This window comes from Burkholderia sp. LAS2 (assembly GCF_018417615.1).
Taxonomy (GTDB): Bacteria; Pseudomonadota; Gammaproteobacteria; order Burkholderiales; family Burkholderiaceae; genus Burkholderia; species Burkholderia sola.
The window spans coordinates 1,443,196-1,468,405 of sequence record NZ_CP071052.1; the positions used below are offsets into that span (position 1 = coordinate 1,443,196).

The 25,210-nt window shown below is 66.5% G+C and carries 28 protein-coding genes, 4 tRNA genes and 1 pseudogene; 14 read left to right on the forward strand and 19 right to left on the reverse strand.

Features of this window, described 5'->3' with window-relative positions:
- Positions 1–4 precede the first annotated feature (4 nt).
- Both minE and JYG37_RS06730 read left to right on the forward strand, forming a co-directional pair.
- Complete coding sequence (minE, locus tag JYG37_RS06725) at positions 5–259, forward strand: cell division topological specificity factor MinE (protein WP_006476634.1); 255 nt, start codon at positions 5–7, stop codon at positions 257–259.
- Positions 260–420: 161 nt separating this feature from the next.
- Positions 421–822 carry a YXWGXW repeat-containing protein gene (locus JYG37_RS06730; protein ID WP_124556061.1) on the forward strand — a complete coding sequence of 134 codons (402 nt, stop codon included), beginning with the start codon at positions 421–423 and terminating at the stop codon, positions 820–822.
- A gap of 114 nt (positions 823–936) precedes the next feature.
- Here JYG37_RS06730 and JYG37_RS06735 read toward each other — a convergent pair whose 3' ends face one another.
- The gene (locus tag JYG37_RS06735) at positions 937–2,493 is read right to left on the reverse strand and encodes a chloride channel protein (RefSeq protein WP_213345961.1); all 1,557 of its coding nucleotides are present in this window, start codon (positions 2,491–2,493) and stop codon (positions 937–939) included.
- Positions 2,494–2,685: 192 nt separating this feature from the next.
- On the opposite strand from JYG37_RS06735, the gene waaC reads away from it, so the two are divergent.
- Entirely contained in the window at positions 2,686–3,684 is a 999-nt protein-coding gene (waaC, locus tag JYG37_RS06740) for a lipopolysaccharide heptosyltransferase I (RefSeq protein WP_213345962.1), read from the forward strand.
- 19 nt (positions 3,685–3,703) lie between these two features.
- Here the strand turns inward: waaC and JYG37_RS06745 are convergent, their stop codons facing one another.
- From JYG37_RS06745 to rph, 9 genes are all read right to left on the reverse strand, one after another.
- Positions 3,704–3,883, reverse strand: coding sequence for a hypothetical protein (locus JYG37_RS06745; protein ID WP_006486620.1), 180 nt, complete (start codon positions 3,881–3,883; stop codon positions 3,704–3,706).
- Positions 3,884–3,987: 104 nt separating this feature from the next.
- Positions 3,988–5,298 carry an MFS transporter gene (locus JYG37_RS06750; protein WP_124637793.1) on the reverse strand — a complete coding sequence of 437 codons (1,311 nt, stop codon included), beginning with the start codon at positions 5,296–5,298 and terminating at the stop codon, positions 3,988–3,990.
- A gap of 306 nt (positions 5,299–5,604) precedes the next feature.
- The gene (locus JYG37_RS06755) at positions 5,605–6,096 is read right to left on the reverse strand and encodes an energy transducer TonB family protein (protein ID WP_050011589.1); all 492 of its coding nucleotides are present in this window, start codon (positions 6,094–6,096) and stop codon (positions 5,605–5,607) included.
- 305 nt (positions 6,097–6,401) lie between these two features.
- Complete coding sequence (locus JYG37_RS06760; RefSeq protein ID WP_213345963.1) at positions 6,402–6,695, reverse strand: hypothetical protein; 294 nt, start codon at positions 6,693–6,695, stop codon at positions 6,402–6,404.
- Between the two features lie 243 nt (positions 6,696–6,938).
- Entirely contained in the window at positions 6,939–7,334 is a 396-nt protein-coding gene (locus tag JYG37_RS06765; protein WP_213345964.1) for a hypothetical protein, read from the reverse strand.
- Between the two features lie 141 nt (positions 7,335–7,475).
- Positions 7,476–7,563: transfer RNA gene (locus tag JYG37_RS06770), tRNA-Ser, on the reverse strand.
- 44 nt (positions 7,564–7,607) lie between these two features.
- Complete coding sequence (gene hemW, locus JYG37_RS06775) at positions 7,608–8,822, reverse strand: radical SAM family heme chaperone HemW (RefSeq protein ID WP_050011586.1); 1,215 nt, start codon at positions 8,820–8,822, stop codon at positions 7,608–7,610.
- On the reverse strand, positions 8,819–9,445 hold the full coding sequence (gene rdgB / locus JYG37_RS06780; protein WP_050011585.1) for an RdgB/HAM1 family non-canonical purine NTP pyrophosphatase: 627 nt from the start codon (positions 9,443–9,445) through the stop codon (positions 8,819–8,821). Before rdgB ends, hemW begins: the two co-directional genes overlap by 4 nt.
- Positions 9,438–10,178, reverse strand: a complete 741-nt coding sequence (gene rph, locus JYG37_RS06785) for a ribonuclease PH (protein WP_050011584.1) — start codon at positions 10,176–10,178, stop codon at positions 9,438–9,440. Before rph ends, rdgB begins: the two co-directional genes overlap by 8 nt.
- 172 nt (positions 10,179–10,350) lie before the next feature.
- Here rph and JYG37_RS06790 point away from each other — a divergent pair, with 172 nt between their 5' ends.
- The 4 genes from JYG37_RS06790 (at position 10,351) to JYG37_RS06805 (ending at position 14,758) form a co-directional block, all read left to right on the forward strand.
- Complete coding sequence (locus tag JYG37_RS06790; protein ID WP_050011583.1) at positions 10,351–11,274, forward strand: YicC/YloC family endoribonuclease; 924 nt, start codon at positions 10,351–10,353, stop codon at positions 11,272–11,274.
- 108 nt (positions 11,275–11,382) lie between these two features.
- Complete coding sequence (gene gmk, locus JYG37_RS06795; RefSeq protein ID WP_050011582.1) at positions 11,383–12,066, forward strand: guanylate kinase; 684 nt, start codon at positions 11,383–11,385, stop codon at positions 12,064–12,066.
- Between the two features lie 58 nt (positions 12,067–12,124).
- On the forward strand, positions 12,125–12,328 hold the full coding sequence (rpoZ, locus tag JYG37_RS06800; RefSeq protein WP_006025620.1) for a DNA-directed RNA polymerase subunit omega: 204 nt from the start codon (positions 12,125–12,127) through the stop codon (positions 12,326–12,328).
- Positions 12,329–12,391: 63 nt separating this feature from the next.
- A complete protein-coding gene (locus tag JYG37_RS06805) occupies positions 12,392–14,758 on the forward strand; it encodes a RelA/SpoT family protein (RefSeq protein WP_006476619.1) in 2,367 nt (788 codons plus the stop codon).
- Between the two features lie 199 nt (positions 14,759–14,957).
- Here JYG37_RS06805 and JYG37_RS06810 read toward each other — a convergent pair.
- The 3 genes from JYG37_RS06810 to JYG37_RS06820 form a co-directional block, all read right to left on the reverse strand.
- A tRNA-Arg gene (locus JYG37_RS06810) sits at positions 14,958–15,034 on the reverse strand.
- 61 nt (positions 15,035–15,095) lie between these two features.
- Positions 15,096–15,172 (reverse strand) — tRNA-Arg (locus tag JYG37_RS06815).
- Positions 15,173–15,238: 66 nt separating this feature from the next.
- Positions 15,239–15,315 (reverse strand) — tRNA-Arg (locus JYG37_RS06820).
- 129 nt (positions 15,316–15,444) lie between these two features.
- On the opposite strand from JYG37_RS06820, the gene greB reads away from it, so the two are divergent.
- Positions 15,445–16,008, forward strand: coding sequence for a transcription elongation factor GreB (gene greB / locus JYG37_RS06825; protein ID WP_006476618.1), 564 nt, complete (start codon positions 15,445–15,447; stop codon positions 16,006–16,008).
- Between the two features lie 83 nt (positions 16,009–16,091).
- On the opposite strand, the gene JYG37_RS06830 is transcribed toward greB, so the two are convergent.
- Positions 16,092–17,237: a porin gene (locus tag JYG37_RS06830; RefSeq protein WP_050011580.1), complete on the reverse strand. Its 1,146-nt coding sequence runs from the start codon at positions 17,235–17,237 to the stop codon at positions 16,092–16,094.
- Positions 17,238–17,737: 500 nt separating this feature from the next.
- Positions 17,738–18,010: a hypothetical protein gene (locus JYG37_RS06835; RefSeq protein WP_050011579.1), complete on the reverse strand. Its 273-nt coding sequence runs from the start codon at positions 18,008–18,010 to the stop codon at positions 17,738–17,740.
- Here JYG37_RS06835 and JYG37_RS06840 point away from each other — a divergent pair.
- The 3 genes from JYG37_RS06840 to JYG37_RS06850 all read left to right on the forward strand — a co-directional run bounded on the left by JYG37_RS06840 (position 18,009) and on the right by JYG37_RS06850 (position 19,875).
- The gene (locus tag JYG37_RS06840; protein ID WP_185723154.1) at positions 18,009–18,173 is read left to right on the forward strand and encodes a hypothetical protein; all 165 of its coding nucleotides are present in this window, start codon (positions 18,009–18,011) and stop codon (positions 18,171–18,173) included. The two genes, JYG37_RS06835 and JYG37_RS06840, sit on opposite strands and share 2 nt — an antisense overlap.
- Positions 18,174–18,402: 229 nt before the next feature.
- Positions 18,403–18,606 (forward strand): cold-shock protein, encoded by a 204-nt coding sequence (locus JYG37_RS06845; protein ID WP_027783827.1) that lies wholly within the window; start codon positions 18,403–18,405, stop codon positions 18,604–18,606.
- A gap of 141 nt (positions 18,607–18,747) precedes the next feature.
- Positions 18,748–19,875: an exonuclease domain-containing protein gene (locus JYG37_RS06850; protein WP_213345965.1), complete on the forward strand. Its 1,128-nt coding sequence runs from the start codon at positions 18,748–18,750 to the stop codon at positions 19,873–19,875.
- A gap of 27 nt (positions 19,876–19,902) precedes the next feature.
- Here the strand turns inward: JYG37_RS06850 and JYG37_RS06855 are convergent, their stop codons facing one another.
- Positions 19,903–20,493 (reverse strand): chorismate mutase, encoded by a 591-nt coding sequence (locus JYG37_RS06855; protein ID WP_213345966.1) that lies wholly within the window; start codon positions 20,491–20,493, stop codon positions 19,903–19,905.
- A gap of 223 nt (positions 20,494–20,716) precedes the next feature.
- On the reverse strand, positions 20,717–20,821 hold the full coding sequence (locus JYG37_RS06860) for a chorismate mutase (RefSeq protein ID WP_162484450.1): 105 nt from the start codon (positions 20,819–20,821) through the stop codon (positions 20,717–20,719).
- Between the two features lie 239 nt (positions 20,822–21,060).
- Here JYG37_RS06860 and JYG37_RS06865 point away from each other — a divergent pair, with 239 nt between their 5' ends.
- The 3 genes and pseudogenes from JYG37_RS06865 to JYG37_RS34750 form a co-directional block, all read left to right on the forward strand.
- Positions 21,061–21,450, forward strand: a complete 390-nt coding sequence (locus tag JYG37_RS06865) for a DUF2946 domain-containing protein (RefSeq protein WP_213345967.1) — start codon at positions 21,061–21,063, stop codon at positions 21,448–21,450.
- A gap of 131 nt (positions 21,451–21,581) precedes the next feature.
- On the forward strand, positions 21,582–23,966 hold the full coding sequence (locus JYG37_RS06870) for a TonB-dependent receptor (RefSeq protein ID WP_213345968.1): 2,385 nt from the start codon (positions 21,582–21,584) through the stop codon (positions 23,964–23,966).
- 84 nt (positions 23,967–24,050) lie between these two features.
- Positions 24,051–24,149, forward strand: a pseudogene (locus JYG37_RS34750) (TlpA family protein disulfide reductase); the annotation flags it as partial.
- Positions 24,150–24,228: 79 nt separating this feature from the next.
- Here the strand turns inward: JYG37_RS34750 and JYG37_RS06875 are convergent.
- On the reverse strand, positions 24,229–24,483 hold the full coding sequence (locus JYG37_RS06875) for a GlsB/YeaQ/YmgE family stress response membrane protein (RefSeq protein WP_006476609.1): 255 nt from the start codon (positions 24,481–24,483) through the stop codon (positions 24,229–24,231).
- A gap of 333 nt (positions 24,484–24,816) precedes the next feature.
- Complete coding sequence (locus JYG37_RS06880) at positions 24,817–25,140, reverse strand: hypothetical protein (RefSeq protein WP_176016842.1); 324 nt, start codon at positions 25,138–25,140, stop codon at positions 24,817–24,819.
- Between the last annotated feature and the right edge of the window lie 70 nt (positions 25,141–25,210).

Consider the following 25,210-nt stretch of genomic DNA (forward strand, 5'->3'; position numbering starts at 1 on the left):
GCCCATGTCCATCCTTTCGTTTCTCCTCGGCGAGAAGAAGAAGTCCGCATCGGTCGCGAAGGAGCGCCTGCAGCTCATCATCGCGCACGAGCGGGTCGGCGGCCGGCCGCCGGCCGATTACCTGCCGGCGCTGCAGAAAGAGCTCGTCGCGGTCATCTCGAAGTACGTCCATATTTCGGACGATGACATCCGCGTGAGCCTCGAGCGCCAGGACGACCTCGAAGTCCTCGAAGTGAAGATCGAGATCCCGCAAGCCTAACGCTCAGCGTGTGTCCTTCCGCACGGCGGCGCCCGCCGCCGTGCGCGTCTTACGCCCTGTTGCACTTTCGGGCACGCCGTAACACGACGCCTGTCGGCCGTCATCGCCCCTCCCGCATTGAACGAATACGCTCACGTGTGTTGTTCAACCAGGAGGTTGTGATGGCTGTCTCTACCGTTTCACGTCGTATCGTTTCGCTCGCGCTGTTCGCCGCGGGCCTGTCAGCCGTCGTCGCACCGTTCGCCGTGCACGCGGACGAGATTCTCGTCGGCACGCCCGTGATCGCGCCGCAGGGGCGCATGGTCATCGCGGAGCCGGTCGCCGTGCGCACTGAGGAAATCGTCGTCGTCGCGCCGAATGCGCCGCCGCCCGTGCGCTACGAGGTCGTACCGGCCACGCGCGTCGGCTACGTGTGGGACCGCGGGCACTGGCACTGGGACCATGGCCGCTACGTGTGGATCGGCGGCCACTGGGAGGCCGAGCGCGTCGGCATGCAGTGGGTGCCCGGGCATTGGGACCAGCGCGGTCCGAACTGGTTCTGGACGCGCGGCCACTGGGCTTGAGGCAGGCGCGATGAAAAGAACCGCAATCGCCATCGCGCTCGTCGCGATCACGCTGGCCGGGTGCATCGTCGTGCCGGCGCGGCCGGTCTACTACCGGCCGGCGCCCGTCGTGATCTACTGAGCGTCGCGCGGGCCGTGCTGTTGCGTCGGGCCGTTTGCATCGGTTGCAGCCGGCCCGGCATCGTGGGGCGCCGCCGTGTCCGCGGCGCTGTCGCCCGGCGCCGCAGCGGCCGGCTCGTCGCCGTCTTCGTCGCGCAGCGTGTCGAGCGGATCGGCGGGGGCCGCGGTTGCATCCCGCGGTTCGGTCACGTCGGTCATGTTGCCTGCCGCGGCCGCAGTGGTTGCCGCGGCCGGCGCGGCGGCCGCGACGGGCGGCGCGAGATAGCGCTGCGCGAGCGTTTCGTACAGCGGCGGCGCAAAAAAGCGCGATACCCGGCTCGATACCAGTGCAGTCGCCATCAGCGAAATCACGAGCGCATGACCGTTGATCATTTCCATCACGATCACGAACGACGTGATCGGCGACTGCGTGACGGCGGCCAGATAGCCGACCATTGCGAGCGCGATCAGCATCGGCAGGCTCATGTTGCTGAACACGGCATGCAGCACGTTGCCGAAGCCGGCGCCGATCGACAGCGACGGCGCGAAGATCCCGCCCGGGATGCCCGGCAGGTACGACGCGACCATCGACACCATCTTCAGGAGCGGATAGAACACCGACAGCTGCTGACTGCCATCGAGCAGGCCGCGCGCCTCCGCATAGCCGCTGCCGAACGTCGTGCCGCCGGACACGAGCCCGACAACGGCGATCGTGAAGCCGCACAGCGCGGCGAACGCGACCGGCCGCTCGCGATACAGGCCCAGCAGTCGCGCGGGCAGCCAGCGCCCCGTGTTCAGCAGCAACCAGCAGAACAGGCCGCCCGCGATGCCCGTCACGATCGCGGTGACCAGCACCGCGACCGCCAGCAGCTTCGGGAAATGGAGCCCGGCGTTGATCGTGCCGAAATACGTGTAGTTGCCGTTCAGTCCGAGCGCGACGACGCCGGCGAGGATGATCGCGGTAATCAGTACGCCGCTGGCGCGCGCGGAGAAGCTGCGGGTCAGTTCCTCGATCGCGAACACGATGCCCGCGAGCGGCGTATTGAATGCGGCCGACAGCCCGGCCGCCGCGCCGGCCAGCACGAGCTGGCGTTCGATCTGCGCGTTCGAGCGCGGGTAGAAGCGCCGCAGGTTGAACATCAGCGCCGCACCGACTTGCACGGTCGGCCCTTCGCGGCCGATCGTGAAGCCGCCGAGGATGCCGAGGAACGAGATCAGCACCTTGCCGAACAGGATGCGCAGCGTCAGCAGCCGGGCGCCGAATGCGCTCGGGCGCGCATGCAGCGTCGCGATCACCTGCGGGATGCCGCTGCCCTCGGCGCCGCGGAAAAAGCGGCGCGTGATCCATGCCGACAACGCGGCGATCGCCGGCGTCAGCAGCAGCGGCAGCCAGACGGCGTGATCGCGCATCGCGCGGAAAGTCTCGTAGCCCCAGTCGATCAATCGGGCATACAGGACGGCCGCGAGGCCGACGACGATCGCGCCGAGCCAGAAAACACCATACTGGCGCCAGATTCGCAGCGAGCGGCGGGTAAGGGCGGGAAACAGCGCGGGAAGGGCGGGGCGCGGCATGGGCTCGGCCGGAGGGCAAAGAGAGGATTATAAAAAGGAACCGATGCCAGCGGGGCCGACGACGCGCCGCGCAGGACGACAAAAATTCACAAAGGAGATGCAATTTGTTGCAAATGTAATGTTCGCGTAATGTCTGGACATAGCAACCGTCGTTAGCATGCCAAGATGGCCAGTCGAGAATTCCCGCAAATCGTGAAACGAATCCTTATCGTGAAAGTGACGTCGCTCGGCGACGTCGTCCAGACGCTGCCTGTCGTCGCCGACCTGCATCGCGCGTTCCCCGGCGTGACGGTCGACTGGGCCGTCGACGAATCGTGCGCGGAGGTCGTACGCTGGCATCCGGGCGTGAGCGCCGTTCTGTGCGCGCCGCTGCGCCGCTTCAAAAAAATGCGCAACGCAGGCGACCTGAAGGCGATCTCGGCATCGATCGGCGCGCTGCGTGCGCACCGCTACGACGCGATCGTCGATCTGCACGGCGTGTACAAGAGCGCGATCATTTCGTCGCTGGCGCGTGGCGCGCGTCGCTTCGGCTACCAGACGCAGGATCTCGGCGAAACGGGCGCGCGCTTCGCGTATTCGCACCGTTTCGGTCCGCGGCCGGACTGCGACGCATGGCACGGGATGCGGGTGAGTGCCGGCGAAGCGCTGGGCTACGTGCCGGAAGGGCCTGCCACGCACGGCATCGTCGCGCCGCAGGATGCGAGCCTGCCCGCCGCCGTGACCGACGGCGGGCCGTTCATGCTGCTGTTCCATGCGACGTCCAATCCCGACAAGAAGTGGCCGCCCGGACACTGGGCCGCCCTTGCGACGCAGATGATGGCGCGCGGCGTGCGCGTGCTGGTGCCGTGGGGATCGGCGGCCGAGCACGACGATGCACGGGATATCGCCGCGCGGGCGCCGGGCGCGATCGTGTTACCGGCGATGACGGTGCGTGAGCTCGGCGCGGCGCTGGGTCGGGCCGCGCTCGTGGTGGGCGTCGATACCGGGTTCGTGCACATGGCGCACGCACTGCAGCGGCCCACCGTGATGATTTTCGTCGCGACGTCGCGCCACCATTGCGGGATCGGCGGCGTGCCGAATGCGCTGTCGATCGGCGAGCCGGGCGCGATGCCGACCGTCGACGAGGCGCTGGAGGCGATCGATACGGTCTGCCCCGCCTACGGCACGGTGCGCGCGCGGCTGTCCGCCTGACGCGGCGCGGCGGCCGCGGTCAGGCGAGCAGCGCTTCGACCGTGACGACGGCGGCGATGGCCGCCAGATTCGCCAGCAGCGCCTCGAACACGAGGCCGCGCCAGGTTTTCGGCCGAAACCGCAGCGCGAGCAGCAGCGCGCCACCGAGCGCGAGCGCAAGGATCAGCACGAGATCGGCATTGGCAAGGCGGATATTCATGGCGGCGGCTCCTGTCGGGGCGGGATCTCCGGGCGCGCAACGACGCGCCCAGGATCGAGTATAGGCAGCGCCCGCCGTCGTACAACCCGGGTCGCCCCGAAGGCTCAGACGAGCGACGCGTCGCGCGTCTCGCGCATCAGCAGCACGCCGATCAGGCTGATCGCCGCCGCCACCGACACATAGCCGCCGACCCACGACAGCCCGCCGCGCGCAACCAGCAGTTGCGCGATATACGGCGCGATCGACGCGCCGAGGATTCCGCCGAGGTTGTACGCGACGCCCGCGCCCGTGTAGCGGACGTTGGTCGGGAACAATTCGGGCAGCAGCGCGCCCATCGGTGCGAACGTCACGCCCATCAGGAACAGCTCGATCGTCAGGAACAGCGCGACGAGCGGCATCGAGCCGCTGCCGAGCAGCGGTTCCATCGCGAACCCCGACAGCAGCGCGGCGATCGCGCCGACGACCAGCACCGGCTTGCGGCCGAAGCGGTCCGACGCCCATGCGGACAGCGGCGTCGCGACGCCCATGAAGACCACCGCGAAACACAGCAGGCCGAGGAAGCTCTGGCGCGGAATATGCAGCGCCGACACGCCGTACGACAGCGAGAACACCGTCGAGATGTAGAACAGCGTGTAGCAGACGACCATCGCGAGCGCGCCGAGCAGCGTCGGCCGCCAGTGCTGCGTGACGAGCGTCGCGACCGGTACGCGCACGCGCTCGTTGCGGTCGAGCGCTGCCTGGAACGCGGGCGTTTCGGTGATCTTGAGCCGCACGTACAGGCCGAGCGCGACGAGCACCGCGCTGACGAGGAACGGGATGCGCCAGCCCCAGCTGCGGAACTGCGCGTCGGACAGCGACAGCGCGAGCGCGAAGAACAGCCCGTTCGACATCAGGAAGCCGACCGACGGCCCCAGTTGCGGGAACATCCCGAACCAGCCGCGCTTGCCTTGCGGCGCGTGCTCGGTCGCGAGCAGCGCAGCGCCGCCCCATTCGCCGCCGAGGCCGATTCCCTGGCCAAAGCGCAGCACGCACAGCAGCACCGGCGCGAGCGCGCCGATCGCGTCGTAGCCGGGCACGAAGCCGATCGCGGTAGTGGACACGCCCATCACGAGCAGCGATGCGACGAGCGTCGACTTGCGGCCGATGCGGTCGCCGAAGTGCCCGAACAGGAACGAGCCGATCGGACGCGCGATGAACGCGATCCCGAACGTGACGAACGCGGACAGCGCTTGCGCCGTCGCGGAGCCGTGCGGGAAGAATACGGGGCCGATGACGAGCGCGGCGGCCGTCGCGTACACGTAGAAATCGTAGAACTCGATCGCGGTGCCGATGAAGCTCGCGAACACGATGCGCCGGTGGCTGACGGCGCCGGCCGAACCGGTTGCGTGTGCAACGGTTGCGGGGGATGCGGACATGGATGTCTCCGTTTTGTCGTTGGGGCAGCCGGCTCGGCGTGCGCTGGGGCAGGCGACTGCCTGCCGGGCGCAGCCGGGCAAATGATTGATGCGGATGACGCGGTGGCGGCGTGGACGCGCGCCGTGGCGCGGACGTCACCCGCCGGTCGACGATGGAGACGGATACGTCGCCGCCGCCCGGTGCCGGCGTGGTCGGCTCGCTTGCCGGGTGGGGCGCGCGAACGCGCGCGCGGCGTGATGGCCGCGCGAGTGCGGAAAATTATAGCCAGCGCTGCCGCCCCCCGGCAATCGGGCCGCGGCGGCGCGTCAGTCGATCGATTGCGCCTGCGCGGACGCGGTGCTTTGCAGCTGGAAGTGGCCGTCGTCGTTGAAGAGCCAGCCTTCCATCAGTTCGAGCCGACCGTTGCCGTCGAGCAGCCGCGACGGCGGCGCCGGCAGCGGCGCCGAGCGGCGCAGCGACGCGAGCGCGAGCGCTTCCGCCTCGCTGTCGCCGTTGCTGCGATAGACGGATGCGTTGATCACGCGGCCGTTGCCATCGACGGTGAAGGCCACGACGACGAGCGAACGCAGCATGGCCTGCGGTGTGCCGTGCAGCATGCCGGACGGATTGCGTTCGGCGACGCGGTGCGCGACCTCGACGCGATACTGGTCGAGATTGCCGCTGCGTATGACCGACGGAATCGTCACGACCGAGCGTAACGACGAAGGCGGCGTGATCGTGCACGCGGCGAGCAGGGCGACGACGGCCAGCGCGGCAACACGCAGCCGGGCGACGCACGGACGGGGAAGGGGGCGCATGACGTGATGGCCGGGAGGGACGATAAAAAAATGATAGGCGTACCGACGCGAGGCGATATGGGGGGAAACGCATAGCGCGCGGGACCGGTCGTTGCGCTCGCAGATGATGCCGGCCGGACGCCGCGTCGAGCCACGCGCGTCGTGCACCGCGATGTGACGCGACATGTGGCGGCGTCCGCAGCGGACGCGTGCTGGAAGGTTGAAAGCCGCGGCACGCTGCAATCGTCCGGCCGCGCGGCGCGGTCAGCCGATGCGGCCACCTCGGCAGCCTTCCGGGGAATCGTCGGCGATGCGTTCCGGCCGCGTCAGAAGCCGTGCGTCACGAGCGACAGGACCGACAGGTCGGGGTGCGTGCCGTCGATGATGCTCTTGCCGATGTGCACGGCTTCGTGGGTCGCCTCGTCGACGCTCGCGAAGCTTTCTTCGCCATCCGCGTGGAACGGCACCGCGTGGCCGGGCAGCGCGGGATTCACGCCCGGATGGCACACGTAGCCGGTGTAGGTATAGCGCGTGTCGCTGCCGGGCGTCGCGGCCGGCACGACATGGATCTCGAAGCCTTCGTAATCGACGTGGTCCGTCGCGGTCGACAGGTCGGTCATGGCGATCTCCGTGTGCCGCGCGCAGGGGTGGCGCGTGCGGCATCGAATACATCGAATACGCGGCGGCGTTCGTGTCGCCGTGTTGAACGAATTCTAGGCGATGACGGGGCGGGCCGGGAGGCGTCAGGCGGTGTGCGGCGGCAGGCGTCCGGGACGCTCGCACCCTGTCGCTTCGACGCGTCGACGATCCGGCGCCGATTCCATCAGCGGGCGACGGAAACGGGGATCATCGTATTTTTCGCATCATTGCTTGCAGCGCGCGTCCTTGCGCTGCACGACGACGATCACCGGATACTTCTGGCCATGATCGAGTTCCACACGCGCGACGACGGTCAGCGTCGCCGGGTCGGAATCGTCGTACACGCTGACCTGTTCGTTGCGCAGGTAGGTCACGCCGGTGCAGTTCGACGTGCGTCCGTCGTCGCCCACCTTGCACTGAAGCTCGTTGTCCTTCAGGTAGTTGTATGGCGACGGGCTCGCGAGATACTCGCTCAGGCCGCGCGGCGAACCGCCGACGCCGGTCACGTACGCGATCGCGCACGACGCCGGTGCGTCGCTGCCGGAGGCGGTGTCGGCCGCCGCATGCGCGCTGACGGCGGCCAGCACGGCGACGAGCGACGAGACGAGGAAGGGCTTCATGACGTGGATTTCCCGTTTCGCGAATCGGAGCGCGGGATTGTAACGGCATCCGGCGCGATGCGTCGGAACGTGCGGGGCGCACGCGTGCGGACAAACAAAAACCCCGTCATTCTGCGAATGGACGGGGTTCGGCGAACTTCCTGGCGGAAGCGGTGAGATTCGAACTCACGGACAGTTTCCCGTCGCTGGTTTTCAAGACCAGTGCCTTAAACCGCTCGGCCACGCTTCCACACGAGGCGGCATTGTAACCGAAATGCCGCCGCGTTCATCCGTTCAGTCGTCGCGCAGGAACAATTCCTGCAGGTCGTTGAGAAAACGCTGGCCGAGCGGCGTCGGCGCGATTTGCGTGAAATCGCGCGTGATCAGCCCACGCCGTTCCGCTTCCTTCAACGCCGGCTCGATCGTGCTCATCGGCAGGCCCGTCCGTTCGACGAAGCTGTGCACGGGAAAGCCCTCGACGAGCCGCAGCGTATTCAGCATGAATTCGAACGGCAGGTCGCGCGCGCCGACTTCACGCTCTTCCTGCACGGCCGTGCCGGCCTTCGCCTGTTCGATGAAGGTTGCCGGATGCTTGTAGCGCGCTTGCCGCAGGACCCGGTTCGGGAACGACAGCTTCGTGTGCGCGCCCGCGCCGATCCCGAGATAGTCGCCGAAGCGCCAGTAGTTCAGGTTGTGCTTGCACTGATGATTCGGCTTCGCGTACGCGGATACTTCGTAGCGCCCGTAGCCGGCGTCGGCCGTGCGCGCGTGGATCCATTCCTGCATGTCGGCCGACGCGTCGTCGTCGGGGACGACCGGCGGAAACTTCGCGAACAGCGTATTCGGCTCGAGCGTCAGGTGATACAGCGACAGGTGCGGCGGCGCGAACGACAGCGCGGTCTCGATGTCGGTGCGGCATTCGTCGAGCGTCTGGTTCGGCAGCGCGAACATCAGGTCGAGGTTGAAGTTGTCGAAGTTCTTCGCGGCGATCTCGACGGCCGCGCGGGCCTGCGCGGTGTCGTGAATCCGGCCGAGCGCCTTCAGGTGCGCTTCGTTGAAGCTCTGGATGCCGACCGACAGGCGGTTCACGCCGCTTGCGCGGAACTGCGCGAACTTCGCGGCTTCGAAGGTCCCCGGGTTCGCCTCGAGCGTGATCTCGGCATCGGCGTCGAGCGGCAGCAGCGCGCGCACGTCGGACAGCATCCGGTCGAGGCCGGCCGCCGACAGCAGGCTCGGCGTGCCGCCGCCGATGAACACGGTATGCACCTGCCGACCCCACACGAGCGGCAGCGCCTGCTCGAGGTCGGCGCGCAACGCGTCGAGATAGTCGGCTTCCGGAAACCGTTCGCCTTTCCATTCATGCGAGTTGAAATCGCAGTACGGGCACTTGCGCACGCACCACGGGAAATGCACGTACAGCGCGAGCGGCGGCAGCGACGTGAGGCGCACCTGGCCGGGCGACGTGAAGGTCGCGACGACGCGCGCACCGGTGTCCGAAGCCTGGCTCATGCTTCCTCCGCGAGCCGCGCGAGCAACGCCTTCAGCGCCAGCGCGCGATGGCTGTGCGTGTTCTTCACTGCAGGCTCGAGTTCGGCGGCCGTCGCGCCGAGCGACGGCAGGTAGAAATACGGGTCGTAGCCGAATCCGTGTTCGCCGCGCGGCGTATCGACGATCTCGCCGGCCCAGCGCCCTTCGGCGAATAGCGGTTCCGGATCGTCCGCATGGCGAACGAGCGCGAGCACGCAGCAGTAGTACGCACGCCGGTCGGCGACGCCGCGCAACTGCTCGACGAGATACCCGTTGTTCGCCGCGTCGCCCTTGTCGCGGCCCGCGCGCTGCGCATAGCGCGCCGAATAGACGCCCGGCGCGCCGCGCAACACGCGCACGCACAGGCCGGAATCGTCGGCGATCGCCGGCAGTCCGGTGAGCCGCGACGCATGGCGCGCCTTGGTCAGCGCGTTCTCGATGAACGTACCGAACGGCTCTTCCGCCTCCGGCACCGCGAGGTCGCCCTGCGGGACGATCTCGATGCCGACCGTCGAGAACAGCGCGGTGAATTCGCGCAGCTTGCCCGCGTTGTTCGACGCGAGAACGATGCGCGACAGCGGCGCGACGGTGCGGTCGTCAGGCATGGCTCGCACCCAGGACCTCTTTCTGCAACCGCACGAGCTCGGCGATCCCGCCCTGCGCGAGGTCGAGCAGCGCGTTCATCTCGGCGCGCGAGAACGGCACGCCTTCGGCCGTGCCCTGGACTTCGACGAAGCCGCCCGCGCCGGTCATCACGACGTTCATGTCGGTGTCGCAGCGCGAATCTTCCGCGTAGTCGAGGTCGAGCACGGGGGCGCCTTCGTACACGCCGACCGAGATCGCGGCGACGTGGTCGGTGATCGGCGAGCGCGTGAGCTTGCCGGCCGCGATCAGCTTCGACACGGCGTCGTGCGCGGCGACGAACGCGCCGGTGATGCTGGCCGTGCGCGTGCCGCCGTCGGCCTGGATCACGTCGCAGTCGATGTGGATCGTGCGCGGGCCGAGCGCCTCGAGATCGAACACCGCGCGCAGCGCGCGGCCGATCAGGCGCTGAATTTCCTGCGTGCGGCCCGTCTGCTTGCCGCGCGCCGCTTCACGGTCGCTGCGCGTGTGGGTCGCGCGCGGCAGCATCCCGTATTCGGCGGTCAGCCAGCCTTGCCCGCGCTCGCGCAGGAACTCGGGCACGCGCTCGGCGACGCTGGCGGTGCACAGCACCTTGGTGTCGCCGAATTCGACCAGCACGGAGCCTTCGGCGTGTTTCGTGTAGTGGCGCGTGAGGGCGACCTTGCGCAGTTCGTCGGCGCGGCGGCCGCTCGGGCGGGAAACGGAAGACGTCATGGGGAAATCGCGGAAGGAGAGGAAACCCCGATTTTAGCGCCGAACGGCGGGCGTCCCCGGCGGGGTGGTCCGCAAAAATGGGATAATGCGCGCTTCCCGCCCCGCGCTTTCCGATGCGCCGGGCGCCTCGATGTATTCCCGCCCGCGAGGGCACCAGACGGCGAGACGAACCATGATCTACAGCATGACGGGCTACGCGAGCGCGACGCGCGAACTCACGACGGCCGCCGGCAACGGCGGCACCAGCGTGTCGGTCGAACTGCGCACCGTGAACTCGCGCTTCCTCGATCTCAATTTCCGGATGCCGGACGACGTGCGCGCGTGCGAACCCGCGCTGCGCGAAATGCTGATGAACAAACTGTCGCGCGGCAAGGTCGACGTGCGCATCAACCTGCAGCGCGGCGAGCAAAGCATCGGCGCGGGCGCGCTGAACCAGTCGGCGCTCGGCCAGCTTGCCGATCTCGAACGCGCGGTGCTCGATTCGTTCCCGGGCGTCGGCCGTCTGCGCGCGGGTGAAATCCTGCGCTGGCCCGGCGTGCTCGCCGAGGCCGGCGTGTCGGCCGACGCGATCCGCGACGCCGTGCTCGCCTGCGGCAAGGAAGCGATCGGCGAGCTCGTCGTCGTGCGTTCGCGCGAAGGCGCGCAACTGGCGACGATGCTGCTGTCGAACGTCACCGAGATGGAGGCGATCGTCGCGCGCATCACGCCGCTCGTACCGGAGCTGATCGCGAAGCACCAGCAGAAGATCGTCGAGCGGCTGCAGGAAGCGCTCGGCCTCGCGGCGCCCGAAGGCGGCTCGACGGTCGTCACGCGCGAGGAAGCCGCGGAGCGCATCCGTCAGGAAGTGACGATGTACGGGATCCGGATCGACATCGCGGAAGAACTGTCGCGGCTCACCGCGCACCTGAACGAAACGCGTCACGTGATCGAGAAGGGCGGCCGCGTCGGCAAGCGTCTCGATTTCATGATGCAGGAACTGAATCGCGAAGCGAACACGCTCGGCTCGAAGGCGGCGGCGAAGGAATTGGCCGACGCGTCGATGGCGCTGAAGCTGCTGATCGAGCAGATGCGCGAGCAAGTGCAAAACCTGGAGTAAAGAGATGAAACGACCCCCACGCTCACTACGTTCGCTTGGGGGGGCGCAGCCCCCCCATCCTTCGAAAGCCGATTCATGCGGATGTGGCCAGGCCCGGCGGAGGCTGTCATGACCGAATCCACCCGCGACGGCCACGCGTCGCATTCGCTGCACGGCGGCGTCTATCCCGGTAACCTGTTCATGGTCGTCGCGCCGTCGGGCGCCGGCAAGTCGACGCTCGTGAATGCGCTGCTGTCGAAGGACAGCGACATCTGCCTGTCGATCTCGTACACGACGCGCAAGCCGCGCCCGGGCGAGCAGGACGGCCAGCACTACCACTTCACGACCGTCGACGATTTCCGCGCGCGTCACGCGGCGCACGAATTTCTCGAGAGCGCGGAAGTGCACGGCAACTACTACGGCACGTCGCGCGTCTGGATCGAAGAGCAGATGAAGAACGGCCACGACGTGCTGCTCGAAATCGACTGGCAGGGTGCGTTGCAGGTGAAGAAGCAGTTCCGCAACGCGGTCGGCATCTTCATCCTGCCGCCGTCGCTCGACGCGCTCGAGGAACGCCTGAAGAAGCGCGGCCAGGACGAGCCGAACGTGATCACGCGACGCCTGCTGGCCGCCGGCAGCGAGATCGCGCACGCGTCGGAAGCGGAATACGTGGTGATCAACGAGAATTTCGAACGCGCGCTCGCGGAACTCGAATGCATCGTCGCGGCGACGCGCCTGCGTTTTGCTTCGCAGTACGCGCGACACGCGGAGCTGTTCATCGAGCTCGGCATCCATCTGCCCCACGCGGAATGACGCGGGGCACGAGGGACATAAGGTAGAATAAGGACTATATTCAGAAGGAATTACCAACATGGCTCGCATTACCGTCGAAGACTGCCTGAAGCAAATCCCGAATCGCTTCGAACTGGCGCTCGCCGCCACCTATCGCGCGCGGCAGCTCGCGCAAGGCCATACGCCGAAGATCGAAAGCCGCGACAAGCCGACCGTCGTCGCGCTGCGCGAAATCGCCGCCGGCCAGGTCGGCGTCGAGATGCTGAAGAAGGTGCCGGTGTAACGCGCATCCGGCCCGTTCCAGCCATGTAGTCCACGCGCGCAACGACTCGACCTGGAGGCGAATATGAGCACCACCCCATCGTCCGCCTCCGCGGATTCGACCACCGAAGCCACGGCCCAGTCGCCTGCGCGCCAGTACATCGACGCGGTCCTCGAACAGTCCTTCCGGCATCTGTTCGGGCCGACCGCCACGCCGGAGCAACCGCGCAAGCACGGCGTCGTTTCGATCGCGAAACTGACGGCCGCGCTTGCCGAGTATCTCGCTCCGGACGAAATCAAAGAGGTCAAGGCGGCGTTCCACTTCAGCGACGAAGCCCACCTCGGTCAATATCGCCAGAGCGGCGAACCCTACATCACCCATCCCGTCGCCGTCGCGGAAATCTGCGCCGGCTGGAAGCTCGACGCACAGGCCGTGATGGCAGCGTTGCTGCACGACGTGATGGAAGACCAGGGCGTGACCAAGAACGAGCTGGCCGAGCGGTTCGGCCCGAAGGTCGCCGAACTGGTCGACGGCCTGTCGAAGCTCGACAAGATGGAATTCCGCAGCCGCGAGGAAGCGCAGGCGGAAAACTTCCGCAAGATGCTGCTCGCGATGGCGCGCGACGTGCGCGTGATTCTCGTCAAGCTCGCCGACCGCCTGCACAACATGCGCACGCTCGGCGCGGTGCCGATGGAAAAGCGCCGCCGCGTCGCGCGCGAAACGCTCGACATCTACGCGCCGATCGCGCACCGGCTCGGGTTGAACAACACGTATCGCGAGCTGCAGGACATGAGCTTCGCGAACTTCAACCCGCATCGCTACGCGACGCTCGAGAAGGCCGTGAAGGCCGCGCGCGGCAACCGCCGCGAAGTGATCAGCAAGATCCTCGAGGCCGCGCAGCGCGCGATGGCCGACGCGAAGATCGACGCCGAGATCACCGGCCGCGAGAAGACCATCTACAGCGTCTACCGCAAGATGCGCGACAAGCAACTGTCGTTCTCGCAGGTGCTCGACGTGTACGGCTTTCGGGTCGTCGTCGACAGCCCGCTCGACTGCTACACGTGCATCGGCGCGCTGCATGCGCTGTACAAGCCCGTACCCGGCAAGTTCAAGGATTACATCGCGATCCCGAAGATCAACGGCTATCAGTCGCTGCACACGACGCTCGTCGGCCCGTTCGGCGCGCCGATCGAGTTCCAGGTACGCACGCGCAAGATGCACGAGATCGCCGAGGCAGGGGTCGCCGCGCACTGGCTGTACAAGAACGGCAGCGCCGATCTCAGCGACGTGCAGAAGCGCGCGCACCAGTGGCTGAAGTCGCTGCTCGACATCCAGAGCGAAGCGGGCGATTCGAGCGAATTCCTCGAGCACGTGAAAATCGACCTGTTCCCGGATGCGGTCTACGTGTTCACGCCGAAGTCGAAGATCATGGCGCTGCCGCGCGGCGCGACGGCGCTCGATTTCGCGTATTCGATCCACAGTGATCTCGGCAACCAGTGCGTGGCCGTGAAGATCAACAACGAGCTGCTGCCGCTGCGCACCGAGCTGAAAAGCGGCGACATCGTCGAGGTGATCACCGCGCCGTATTCGAAACCGAACCCCGCGTGGCTCGGCTTCGTGCGTACCGGCAAGGCGCGCTCGGCGATCCGCCACTACCTGAAGACGATGCGCCTGAACGAATCCGTGCAACTGGGCGAGCGGCTCGTCGACCAGAGCCTGAAGGGCTACGGTCTCGCGCTGGCCGACGTCGAGCCGGAGGTGTGGGAGAAGCTCGTGCAGTGGACGGGCAACAAGAGTCGTCAGGAAATTTTCGCGGATATCGGCCTCGGTCGTCGCGTCGCCGCGGTGATGGCCAAGCGCATCGAAGTGTTGATGAGCGGCCGCGACGCGGACGACGATCTGCCGAAGTCCGAGCGGCATCCCGCGCATCATGCGCCGCCGGTCGTGATTACCGGCACCGAAGGGATGTCCGTGCAGTTGTCAGCATGCTGCCGCCCGATCCCGGGCGATGCGATCATGGGTTACATCGGCATCGGTCTGGGCATGGCGATTCATACGACGGATTGCCGTGTCGCGCAGCGCATCCATCGCCGCGATCCGGGCCGCTGGATCGACGTCGAATGGGCGCCGCAGCCGGGCCGCCTGTTCGATGTCGCGGTGAAGGCGCTCGTGAAGAACACGAAGGGCATCTTCGCGCGCGTCGCGGCGGACATCACGTCGGCCGACGCGAACATCGTTCATATCGCGATGGACGAGGATCTGACGCACGAGTCGACGGTGCTGCGCTTCGTGATCCAGGTCAGCGACCGCGTGCATCTCGCGAACGTGATGCGGCGCGTGAGAACCAATCCGGACGTGATGCGGATCATGCGCGAGCGTTCGACCGACGACGGCGCGCATGCACGCCATGACGGCGGCATGCGTATCGAGCGCGAGCGGCAGGATTACTGACGTTGACGCGCGCGGCGGTGGGCGCGGGCGGATTCGATGATCGACGGACGGCGGCTTATGGCCGCCGTTTTCATTGGGGCTGTCGAAAGCGCGTGCGATGATGCCGGCGCTTTGCCGAGCGTGTGCGGGGTGAGGGTGCGAACGAGGGAGGCGGGCGCAAAAAGAAAAAGGGCTTTCCCGGAGGAAAGCCCTTTTAAGGTGGCGCGGCTGGCAGGATTCGAACCCACGACCCCTTGGTTCGTAGCCAAGTACTCTATCCAACTGAGCTACAGCCGCACGCAAAACGGTACTGCTTCAACTGTCGGAACCTTCTGCGATGGGAAGGCCCCCAAAAAAGTGGCGCGGCTGGCAGGATTCGAACCCACGACCCCTTGGTTCGTAGCCAAGTACTCTATCCAACTGAGCTACAGCCGCACGCAACAACAAACTTCTACTGCTTCGAACTGAAAGGGCCTTCGGTTCGGAAGGCCCTCGAAAAAGTGGCGCGGCTGGCAGGATTCGAACCCACGACCCCTTGGTTCGTAGCCAAGTACTCTATCCAACTGAGCTACAGCCGCACGCAGAAGCGGAAGTATAGCAGAGTCGTATAAAAAGGGAAGCCTTATTCGCGAATTTGGTGCCATGGCCGTGGCCGGCCGCCCATCGTGTACCCTTGAGGGATCAGTCATCCACGTTGAATCTGCATCATGAACAAGGCGTTTGTCAAAGAGTCGGACGGTGACGACGACGATCTCGACCAGGCTCAACCCGCGATTCCGGCGGGCGCGAAGAACTACATCACGCCGGCCGGCCACAAGCGACTGAGGGACGAGTTGCTGAACCTGATCGACGTCGAACGTCCCGAGGTCGTGCGGCTCGTGTCGTGGGCGGCTTCGAACGGCGACCGGTCGGAAAACGGCGACTATATCTACGGCAAGCGGCGGCTTCGCGAGATCGATCGCCGCATCCGCTTCCTGACGAAGCGGCTCGACCTTGCGGAAGTCGTCGACGCGAGCCGGCAGGAGAACGTCGACCAGGTGTTCTTCGGCGCGACGGTCGATTACGAGACGCCGGACGGCGAGGATCACACGGTGACGATCGTCGGGATCGACGAGGTCGATCTGGACCGCGGCTGCGTCAGCTGGATCTCGCCGGTTGCGCGTGCGCTGATCAAGGCGAAGATCGGCGACACCGTCACGCTGATGACGCCGGCCGGCCCGCAGCCGATCGACATACTCGACGTCCGGTATCCGGCGCGGGGCGACGCCTGACTGGCGGCCCGCGCGCCGCGACCAGGAAAAAGCGCCCCGATGGGGCGCTTCGTCTTTCGGCGTATGGCGAACGGGCCGGTCGCTCAGAAGCGGTGACGCAGGCCGGCCGTGACCGCGATCTGCTTGTTGGTCGACGACGCGGCGCCCAAGCCGTTGATGTTGGCGCCGAGGTCCAGTCCGTCGGTGTTGACCTTCTGGAACTCGCCCTGCAGGTACACGTCGGTGCGCTTCGACAGTGCGTAGTCGGCTTGCAGGTTGAACTGGTGCCAGGTTGGCTTGTCGCCGGACAGGCGGCCCTGGGTGTACGTGTAGGAGCCGGCGAACGACAGGGCCGGCGTCAGCGCGTAGCGGCCGTTGACCTCATAGTTGCTGAAGCGCCCGGTATCGCCGAGGCCCGTGATGCCGCCCGCCACGCCCGATTGGCCGGCGCTGATCGCGCGAAGGCCGGTCAGGCGCGTCTGGGTGAACACGAAGCCGACCGTGGCGGGGCCGAACCCGTAATTGAGGCCGGCGCCCCAGGTGCGCTGCACGCGCGACGCGAAGGTCCAGTCGCCGGTGACCGCGCCCGGATCGGACGCGGCCTGCGCGAGCGCGTTCACGTCGCTGTTCAACTGCAAGTAGGCCGCGGCAAGGTTGAAGCCGAGGTAGCTGTACGACACGCCGCCGCTGTACGCGCGGTTGTTCGCGAACGCCGACGAGTTGGAGAACCCGTACAACGCACCGAACTTGAGGCCGCCGTAGTTCGCGCTCTGATACTTGACCGAGTTGTTGATCCGGAACGAGTTGTTGAGGTTGTCGTTGTCGAACGGGTGGGCAAACTGGGTGCCGCCATACTGGGTACCGGTCAGCGACAGCGGCCCGAGATAGTCGACGACGCTGTCGTACTGCCGGCCCAGCGTCAGCGAACCGTAGGTGTTGTGCGCAAGCCCGACGAACGCTTGCCGGCCGAATTCGCGACCGTTCTGCTTCAGCGCGCCGTTGTTGATGCCGAAACCGTTTTCCAGCGTGAAGATGGCTTTCAGGCCGTCGCCGAGATCTTCGGTGCCGCGCAAGCCCCAGCGGCTGCCGTTGATCGAACCGCTCGTTTCCTGCCAGGCGCTGTGGCCGCCCTGATTGTTCGTGTAAGTGATGCCTGCGTCGATCAGGCCGTACAGCGTCACGCTGCTTTGTGCATGGGCGGCGGTAACGAATACACCCGACAACGCGGCGACGATCAGGGTCTTGTTCATGGATCTGTCTCCAAACACGATGATGTCGATCGAACCTGGGGCGGACGGCCGCGCTTTGTTTGATGCTGTCGCCGGCGCCGCAGAACGGCGGTGCGCGTATCAGAAATCCATTTGCAGTGTACGAAGTGTGCGGAGCGAGGGTGGTTCACGCTTTAAGAAACAGTGTGTTTTGAAATCCGCAAAAATCGGGAAAGTCGCGCAACCGATTGCCACGCAAGGGTTCGCTGCGGCGCAGCAAATGGAAATAACGATCAGGACTGCGTAGAGGGCGTTGCGCGTTTGCGACGGACGGTTAGCGGCCGGCGGGAGCGGCTATAGCCCGATTATTGACACATCGGCAATAGAGGTTTGTGTGGAGCATGGATAATGAAAGGTGGTTCTCTCGCTATACTGCGATCTCTGCTTTCCGAAGCAGACTTTTTCGTTGACGGAAAAGATCTCCAAACCTTTGTCGGCGCGACTTCCCAGTCGCGCTTTTTTTTGCCCGGCCGCTCAGCGCGCTACGACGTGTACGAGCGGCGCTTGCGTTGGCGCTTGCCCGCAGGCGCGGCATCCTCTGCTTCGATCGGCGGCGGCGTGTTGGTCCAGTCTTCCATCACGTAGTGACGGGCATCCAGAGGCGATGCGAGCAGGTTCTGCCAGTGATCGCCGTGCCACGTCATATCGAACTCGGTATCGCACGGCGCTTCGCGCGCGGACTCGGCCAGGGCGCGGGACTTGCGACGTACGCGTCCGAGCCGGCTCGCGAAGCGCTTGATTCCGTCCAGCCACATGACCCTCTCCTTCCTTTCAGCGTTGATTCAGGATCGCAACGTCGCCCGATTTCCGCAACCCGAAAAAACCCGAGGATTTTACCGGGTCGATTTGTCCCCGGTAGAAATTTCGCTTCCGGCGATTATTAGCGATCCGATCCCGGTAATGTTGACAGGTTTTTGATGCGAATCAATTAATCATCGGTGACGGTGTACCGATTCCAGTGGTATTAGCGCTTTTCAAGAAAGCAGTGGCTAAAAATTTTCTTGACGCACCCGGATTGTCCAATTTATAAAGTGAGCACTCCGTCCTCGGGCGGCGTGCTGGTGCGGGTGCTGGCGCAATGTTTCGGGATTTCGGGAAACGGCTATAAAAATAGCTTTTTTGATCTTATCGAGTGGGGAAAGAAGACATGGATACCGGTATCGTGAAATGGTTTAACGATGCTAAAGGTTTTGGCTTTATTACGTCGGACAATGGCGGTGAAGATTTGTTTGCGCACTTTTCCGAAATCCGGATGGACGGCTTCAAGACGTTGAAAGAAAACCAGCGTGTTTCGTTCGAGGTCAAAGTCGGACCGAAAGGCAAGCAGGCAGCGAATATCCAGGCGGTCTGACGCGCCACGCATTGCCGATCACGTCCGGCCCCCGCATCGCGGGGGCTTTTTGTTTTCGGGGGGACGGAGCGAGCCGGTCCGGGCTGGCCCGAGTACGCATGCCGGTGCATACTCACGGAAGCATCGTTTCCCTGTCTTTTCATGTCCGATTCCGTTCCGTCCGATCCCGCCAGCGAGCAGCCGCTCGTCTTCGTCGACCTTGAAACCACCGGCGGCTCGTCCGCCGACCACCGCATTACCGAAATCGGCGTGGTCGAAATCGGACCGCTCGGCGTGTCGACGTGGACGAGCCTCGTCAATCCGGGGCAGGCGATTCCGCCGTTCATCCAGCAACTGACGGGCATCTCGGACGCGATGGTGCGCGATGCGCCGACGTTCGCATCGCTCGCGCCGACGCTGTTCGAGCGGCTCGACGGGAAGCTGTTCGTCGCGCACAACGCGAGCTTCGACCGCGGCTTCCTGCGCGCCGAATTCGAGCGCGCCGGCCTGGCGTTCAATCCCGACGTGCTCTGTACGGTGCGGCTGTCGCGCGCGTTGTTTCCGCGCGAATCGCGGCACGGGCTCGATGCGTTGATCGAACGGCATGGGCTCGTTCCGGCCGCGCGTCACCGGGCGCTGGCCGATGCCGACCTGATCTGGCAGTTCTGGCGCCAGTTGCACGACATCGTGCCGCTCGAGCGGCTGCGCGACCAGATCGCGCGCACGACGCGCCACTTCCGTCTGGGCGGCGATCTGACCGAGGCCTGGCTGGATACCGCGCCGGCAGGGTGCGGCGCGTATGCGCTGTTCGGGGAGCGTGACGAAGCGCTGTATGTGGGTCGTAGCGTGCGCGTGCGGCAGCGGCTGCGCGCGCTGCTGACCGGCGAGCGCCGCTCGTCGAAGGAAATGCGGCTCGCGCAGCAGGTGCGGCGCGTCGAATGGCGCGAGACCGGCAACGAGCTGGGGGCGATGTTGGCCGAAGCGCAATGGATCGCCCGGTTGCGCCCGTCGTACAACCGGCGCCCCACGGCCGACGCCGTCCGCGCGGGCAGTGCGCCCTGGCCGTTCGAAGGCGCGGTCGCGTTCGAGGCGGACGGCGAGCGCCGCCTGTTTCATGTGATCGATGGCTGGTGCTATCTCGGTTCGGCGGACTCGCTCGATGCGGCTGCGCGGCTCGTGGCCGACGCGGCGGGCGGCGTGTTCGAACCCTTCACCCATCGCCTGCTGCAGACGCATCTCGCGCGCGGCCTGCAGGTGCTTCCGCTCGCGGCGCTGACCGCCGCGGACTGAGCGGCCGGGCGATCCGTTCCCGCCGCGTCAGCCGATCGCGCTGGCCCCGCCGGCGGAGCAGACATGCGACAGCGCGGTATCGAGTGCCCGCGTCTGCGTGGAATCGTAGCGCGTGAGCGTCTTCCAGTTCGCGATGCTGCGCGCGAGCCGCGCCTGGCAATCGGGCGCGTCGCGCAGCGGGGCGACCTGCGCGAGACCGGCGAGCATTTTCTGCGTCAGCCGATCGAGTGCCGGCCGCGTGCTGGTCGCGAGATCGGGCGGCGTGCCTTCCGGCGGCCGCGTCGCGCGCCAGGTCGCGAACAGTGTGTTCTGCACGTCCTTGCTTGCGGTGATCTGATCCTCGAAGAATGTGCGGGCGAAGGCGGGATCGACGCCGGCCTCGGCCGCGCGCTTTTCGACGGCAGTGAGCAGGGCCGCTTCGCGCGGCTGGTCTTCGATGGCCTTGTGATTCGCCCATTTCCATCGCGCGACCGGTTCGGCGAGCGCGAGGCGCTGCGACGCGAGCGCAACGACGTTGGTGAGGGCGGTGTCGTCGCCGTCTGCGCGGACGGCAGGCGACGCAAGGAGGGCGACGCCGAGCGCGGCGACAGCGACGCTGGCACGAATGGCTTGCTTCATCGGAACGATCGGGAGAGCCGGGCGGGCCGGACGTGGAAAACCAGAAGGATAGACGAAGACAGTCGCGCGGCGTAGCGTCGCGACAGGAGAATCAGCAGGCGAGCTGACCCGGCACCGTCAGGCTGTTGCGGCCCGGGTGCGAAGCGAATTGCGCGCGAAGCGCTAGGATGAACCGCACGATAGCGAGGGTCGACACGTGGCGGTTACAGAACCGAACCGGCGTTCACTTCGGCGAGTACAGCTTGTGCTGCTCGTCGAAGAATGCCCGAACGTGCTCGGGCAATTCGGCGAGGAATTCCACGCCGACGGGTTCCGGATCCGGGCTCATCACTTGCTCGGGCGGTGGCATGCGAGTGGGTCTTTCGTCCATGATCGTTTCTCCAGCAGGTTCAATGATTATCAACCTCGCGCTCGGATTTGTGCCAGCGGCGAATCGTTAGATTTTGTCTCTGTTGTATTAACGGCACATGCGCTCCGGCGCGAAGTGTGATGCCCGCTATCGCGCGCCGCGCGACGGCGACAATCGGGCCGCTTGCTATACTTGCGCGCACTTTTTCCTGGACCGCGATGAGACGAACGACGCGATGGATCGGCCTCGTATGGCTGGCGCTGGTACTGAACGTACTGTCGCCCGTCGTCGGCTACGCGCGTCTTGCGTCGACCGGTTCCGGCGCGCTCACGCTCGAGTTGTGCAGTGCAGCGGGCGCGCGTCGGGTCGTGCTCGCGCAAGCGGGCGACGACCGCGACAGGGCGTCGTTCGACCACGCCGGCGTCCCGCATTGCGTGTACTGTCCCGGCTTCGCCGCGAACGTCGCGCTGGGCACGAGCCTGCCTGCGATGCCGGGCTTCGTGCGCACGTTCGCGTATCGGATGGTCGCCCCGATCGTTCCCGATGTGCCCCGCAAGGGCATCCGTCTTGCGCAGCCGCGCGCCCCGCCTGAAAACGTTCCGGTCTGATTGATGTCCTTCGCGCGCCCCGATGGCGCGTGAGCCGCCTGCGGCCTCGGCCCGCGCGTCGCGCCGTGCGTGCGTGCGCGGCTCGCGCCCCGTACCCGGCGGCGTCCGATCACGTTTTCAGGAAACCACTCATGTCGTCTACCCTTGCCGCGCGGTCGTCGCGCGGCCGGCTCGCGCTCGCCTGCGCGGCCGCTTTCGCATGGCCGGCCGCCCACGCGGCTTCGACCGACGATGCCCGCGCCGACGCGGCCCATGGCGGTGGCATCGATCGTCCCGCCGCCGCCGCCGCGGCGCCGGCGGCCGTCGGTGTCGCTGCAGCGGCCGTGGCGGTCGGCGATACGTTGACCGCCGTCAGCGTGACTGCGCAGCGGCAACCGGTCGACCCGGATACGCCGGCCGTCGTCGCGTCGATCACGCGCGAGCAGATCGATGCGCACACCAACGTCACCACGGAGGACGCGCTGAAGTACGCGCCGAACCTGATGGTCCGCAAGCGCTACATCGGCGACCGCAACAGCGTATTCGCGGGCCGCGACTTCAACGAACTACAGAGCGCGCGCGGGCTCGTCTATGCCGACGGCGTGCTGCTGTCGAACCTGCTCGGGTCGAGTTATGCGTACCCGCCGCGCTGGTCGCTGATTCCGCCCGACGACATCGCGCGCGTCGACGTGCTCTATGGCCCCTTTTCCGCACTGTATCCGGGCAATTCGATCGGCTCGACCGTGCTGCTCACCACGCGGCGCCCCGAACAGCTCGAGGCGTCGCTGTCGACGCAGTTCTTCACGCAGCGCTACCGCGACGGCTACGGGTTCGCGGACAGCTTCGGCGGCAATCACCAGACCGCGCGGATCGCGAACCGCGTCGGCCGGTTCTGGCTCGCGCTGTCGCTCGACCGGCTGGAGAACGACGGCCAGCCGATGCAGTACGCGAGCCCCAATTCGGCCTACAACCCGAAACTGGGCGCCGCCGTTCCCGTGACGGGCGCAGCGACCGACATCGGACCCAACGGCAAGCCGCGGACGATCGTCGGCGCACAGACGATCGAGCGGACCGAGCAGCTCAACGAGACGGTCCGGATCGGCTATGCGTTCACGGATCGTGTCGATGCGACGCTGACGCTCGGGCATTGGGAGAACCATTACCGGCAGCACGGCGAGACCTTCCTGCGCGATGCGACGGGCAATCCGGCGGCCGGCGCTCCGGTCTACGGCGGCAACGTGTCGATCGGCGGCCAGAACATGACGGTCGCGCCGAGCGCATTCGCGCCGCAGCGCGGCGACCAGGAGAACTGGCTGTATGCGCTCGGACTGAACGGCCGGCTCGAATCCGGCTGGCGGCTGTCGGGCGTGGTGTCCGCGTACGACGTGTCGCGCGACGTGCTGCGCGCGGCCTCGACCGTGCAGGGCGGGGCGGGCACGCTGTTCCAGGGCGACGGCACCGGCTGGCGCACGCTCGACCTGAAGGCCGAGGCGCCGGCAGTGAAGGGCCATACGTTCACGTTCGGCTATCACTACGACAACTACTTCCTGCGCAACGTCACGTACAACACGGCCGACTGGCTGGCCGGGCCGACCACTTCGCTCGCGAGCGTCTATCGCGGCGACACGCGCACGCAGGCGCTGTTCGGGCAGGATGCGTGGCGCTTCGCGCCGGGCTGGCTTGCGACGCTCGGGCTGCGCTACGAGCGCTGGGACGCGTACGGCGGCGCGCTCGGCAATGCGAACGGCACGCTCGGCTACGCGGACCGCGGCGCGAATGCGCTGTCGCCGAAAGTCGCGCTGCAGTGGGATGCGACGCAGGTCTGGCGCTTCCGGCTGTCGTTCGCGACCGGCACGCGGTTCCCGACGGTCGGCGAACTGTTCCAGGGCACGATCTCGAACAACGCGATCGTCAACAACAACGCGAACCTGCGCCCGGAAAAGGCGATCGACTGGGACTTCACGGCCGAACGCGACGTGGGCGTCGGTGTCATGCGCGCGAGCGTGTTCCAGAGCGACCTGCGCGATTCGATCTACAGCCAGACGACGGTGTCGGGCGCGACCACCGTCACCAACATCTCGAACGTCGATCGCGTGCGGGTGCGCGGCGTCGAACTGGCGTTCAGCGGCGAAAACGTCGGGCTGCGCGGGCTCAACGTCGACGCGAACGTATCGGCGAGCAACGCGCAGATCCTCGCCGATGCCGCGAATCCGGCCTATGTCGGTTCGCGTTTCCCGCGCATTGCGCGCATGCGCGCGAACCTGCTCGCGTCATATCGCTTCGACGAGCACTGGCTCGCGAGCGTCGGCGTGCGCTACTCGGGCCGCCAGTTCAACACGCTCGACAACAGCGACGTGAATCCGGACGTCTACGGCGGCACGAGTTCGTTCACGGTCGTCGATCTGAAGGCGCGCTACCGCTTCGATCGTCACTGGACCGCGTCGGCCGGCATCGACAACCTGACGGACCGCCGCTATTACGTGTTCCACCCGTATCCGGGGCGTACTTTCTATGGAGAACTGAAATGGTCGCTGTGAAATCGCACGCGGCAGGCTACGCGCGGTGGCTTGCGGCGCCGTCGGCGGCCGGCGGGCACGAGGCGTCCGGCGTGCCGAACGGCACGGGCCGTGCGGATCGGGCGAGATGGAGTGCGTGAAGCGCGCAGTGGATTGCTGACGGCCGACGTGCTCGACGGCGGGTTGCGGCACGCGAAGGGTTGACGGGATCGGCCGCGCGCGGCGAACGAGCCGCGCGCCGGCCCGATGCTAAAACGCGCCCGAAGGCGCGTGGAGAGAAACGTCAGGCCGCGCGTCTGAACAGCCGGATCACGAACAACAGGATCACCGCGCCGATGACCGCGACGATCACCGAGCCGATGAAGCCGCTGCCGATGCTGATGCCGAGCAGCCCGGCAAGCCAGCCGCCGATCACCGCGCCGACGATCCCGACGATGATGTCGACGATCAGCCCGAAGCCGCCGCCCTTCACGAGCAAGCCGGCGAGCCAGCCGGCGATCGCGCCGATGATGAGCCACATAATCAAGCCATGAGTCATGGTGGTCCTCTCCTTGGGTTGAGTCGAAATGACCGGGCACCGGCCGTTGCACGCCGCAAGCTGGTGGGTAGCGACATGCGGCCGTCGCGCCGCCCACGCAATGTAACGCGATAGACGGGTCAGGATCGTTAAGTAATGTTATGCACCCTTAAGCAGATTTTCCAGGGGATTCGTCTGCTCAGCGCATGTTCCGTGCGCGCTGGACGCATGGCGAAATGAGTCTGTAAGGATTGGCTATCGCTGAAGTCGTCCGCCGGGCACGTCATCGCTCAAGCGTTGTCGCTGGCAACGTGGCCTCGGGGCAGGCCGTCTACTGCATCGGCGATCAGGCGTTCAGATGGTCACGGCATCGCGAATCGCGTCGATCGACAGCCGTACGAACCGGCGGGAAGCGCGGCGCATCGCGTCGCTGATGCGGGGCATCGTATGGCACCGATTGGGGTAGCGCGTGACGTATCCGACGTCCACCCTCATTCGGTATCCTGATGGATTGGCTTCGGACGATGCGTGTGGATGGAGCGGGAGATCGAGCGTGGCATCCATGTCGTCGGCGCGCGCGTCGTGCCGGCGGCTGGGCACGTGCCGGTCGGGACGCACGACAAAGGCGGTGCCGTTGCGTGGGCTGTCGAGGTCGGGCAAGTCGGTCGTCGTCGTCATGGCCGCCGCAGGCCGTGCGGCTACGCACGGCAAGGGATGGTCGATACGATCGGCCGGCGGCCGTTGAGTG

Coding starts and splice junctions, on each gene's coding strand:
- minE (WP_006476634.1), top strand. CDS start 5: ATGTCCATCCTTTCGTTTCTCCTCGGCGAGAAGAAGAAGTCCGCATCG.
- JYG37_RS06730 (WP_124556061.1), top strand. CDS start 421: ATGGCTGTCTCTACCGTTTCACGTCGTATCGTTTCGCTCGCGCTGTTC.
- JYG37_RS06735 (WP_213345961.1), bottom strand. CDS start 2,493: ATGCCGCGCCCCGCCCTTCCCGCGCTGTTTCCCGCCCTTACCCGCCGC.
- JYG37_RS06745 (WP_006486620.1), bottom strand. CDS start 3,883: ATGAATATCCGCCTTGCCAATGCCGATCTCGTGCTGATCCTTGCGCTC.
- JYG37_RS06750 (WP_124637793.1), bottom strand. CDS start 5,298: ATGTCCGCATCCCCCGCAACCGTTGCACACGCAACCGGTTCGGCCGGC.
- JYG37_RS06755 (WP_050011589.1), bottom strand. CDS start 6,096: ATGCGCCCCCTTCCCCGTCCGTGCGTCGCCCGGCTGCGTGTTGCCGCG.
- JYG37_RS06760 (WP_213345963.1), bottom strand. CDS start 6,695: ATGACCGACCTGTCGACCGCGACGGACCACGTCGATTACGAAGGCTTC.
- JYG37_RS06765 (WP_213345964.1), bottom strand. CDS start 7,334: ATGAAGCCCTTCCTCGTCTCGTCGCTCGTCGCCGTGCTGGCCGCCGTC.
- hemW (WP_050011586.1), bottom strand. CDS start 8,822: ATGAGCCAGGCTTCGGACACCGGTGCGCGCGTCGTCGCGACCTTCACG.
- rdgB (WP_050011585.1), bottom strand. CDS start 9,445: ATGCCTGACGACCGCACCGTCGCGCCGCTGTCGCGCATCGTTCTCGCG.
- rph (WP_050011584.1), bottom strand. CDS start 10,178: ATGACGTCTTCCGTTTCCCGCCCGAGCGGCCGCCGCGCCGACGAACTG.
- JYG37_RS06790 (WP_050011583.1), top strand. CDS start 10,351: ATGATCTACAGCATGACGGGCTACGCGAGCGCGACGCGCGAACTCACG.
- gmk (WP_050011582.1), top strand. CDS start 11,383: ATGACCGAATCCACCCGCGACGGCCACGCGTCGCATTCGCTGCACGGC.
- rpoZ (WP_006025620.1), top strand. CDS start 12,125: ATGGCTCGCATTACCGTCGAAGACTGCCTGAAGCAAATCCCGAATCGC.
- JYG37_RS06805 (WP_006476619.1), top strand. CDS start 12,392: ATGAGCACCACCCCATCGTCCGCCTCCGCGGATTCGACCACCGAAGCC.
- greB (WP_006476618.1), top strand. CDS start 15,445: ATGAACAAGGCGTTTGTCAAAGAGTCGGACGGTGACGACGACGATCTC.
- JYG37_RS06830 (WP_050011580.1), bottom strand. CDS start 17,237: ATGAACAAGACCCTGATCGTCGCCGCGTTGTCGGGTGTATTCGTTACC.
- JYG37_RS06840 (WP_185723154.1), top strand. CDS start 18,009: ATGACCCTCTCCTTCCTTTCAGCGTTGATTCAGGATCGCAACGTCGCC.
- JYG37_RS06835 (WP_050011579.1), bottom strand. CDS start 18,010: ATGTGGCTGGACGGAATCAAGCGCTTCGCGAGCCGGCTCGGACGCGTA.
- JYG37_RS06845 (WP_027783827.1), top strand. CDS start 18,403: ATGGATACCGGTATCGTGAAATGGTTTAACGATGCTAAAGGTTTTGGC.
- JYG37_RS06850 (WP_213345965.1), top strand. CDS start 18,748: ATGTCCGATTCCGTTCCGTCCGATCCCGCCAGCGAGCAGCCGCTCGTC.
- JYG37_RS06855 (WP_213345966.1), bottom strand. CDS start 20,493: ATGAAGCAAGCCATTCGTGCCAGCGTCGCTGTCGCCGCGCTCGGCGTC.
- JYG37_RS06860 (WP_162484450.1), bottom strand. CDS start 20,821: ATGAGCCCGGATCCGGAACCCGTCGGCGTGGAATTCCTCGCCGAATTG.
- JYG37_RS06865 (WP_213345967.1), top strand. CDS start 21,061: ATGAGACGAACGACGCGATGGATCGGCCTCGTATGGCTGGCGCTGGTA.
- JYG37_RS06870 (WP_213345968.1), top strand. CDS start 21,582: ATGTCGTCTACCCTTGCCGCGCGGTCGTCGCGCGGCCGGCTCGCGCTC.
- JYG37_RS06875 (WP_006476609.1), bottom strand. CDS start 24,483: ATGACTCATGGCTTGATTATGTGGCTCATCATCGGCGCGATCGCCGGC.
- JYG37_RS06880 (WP_176016842.1), bottom strand. CDS start 25,140: ATGACGACGACGACCGACTTGCCCGACCTCGACAGCCCACGCAACGGC.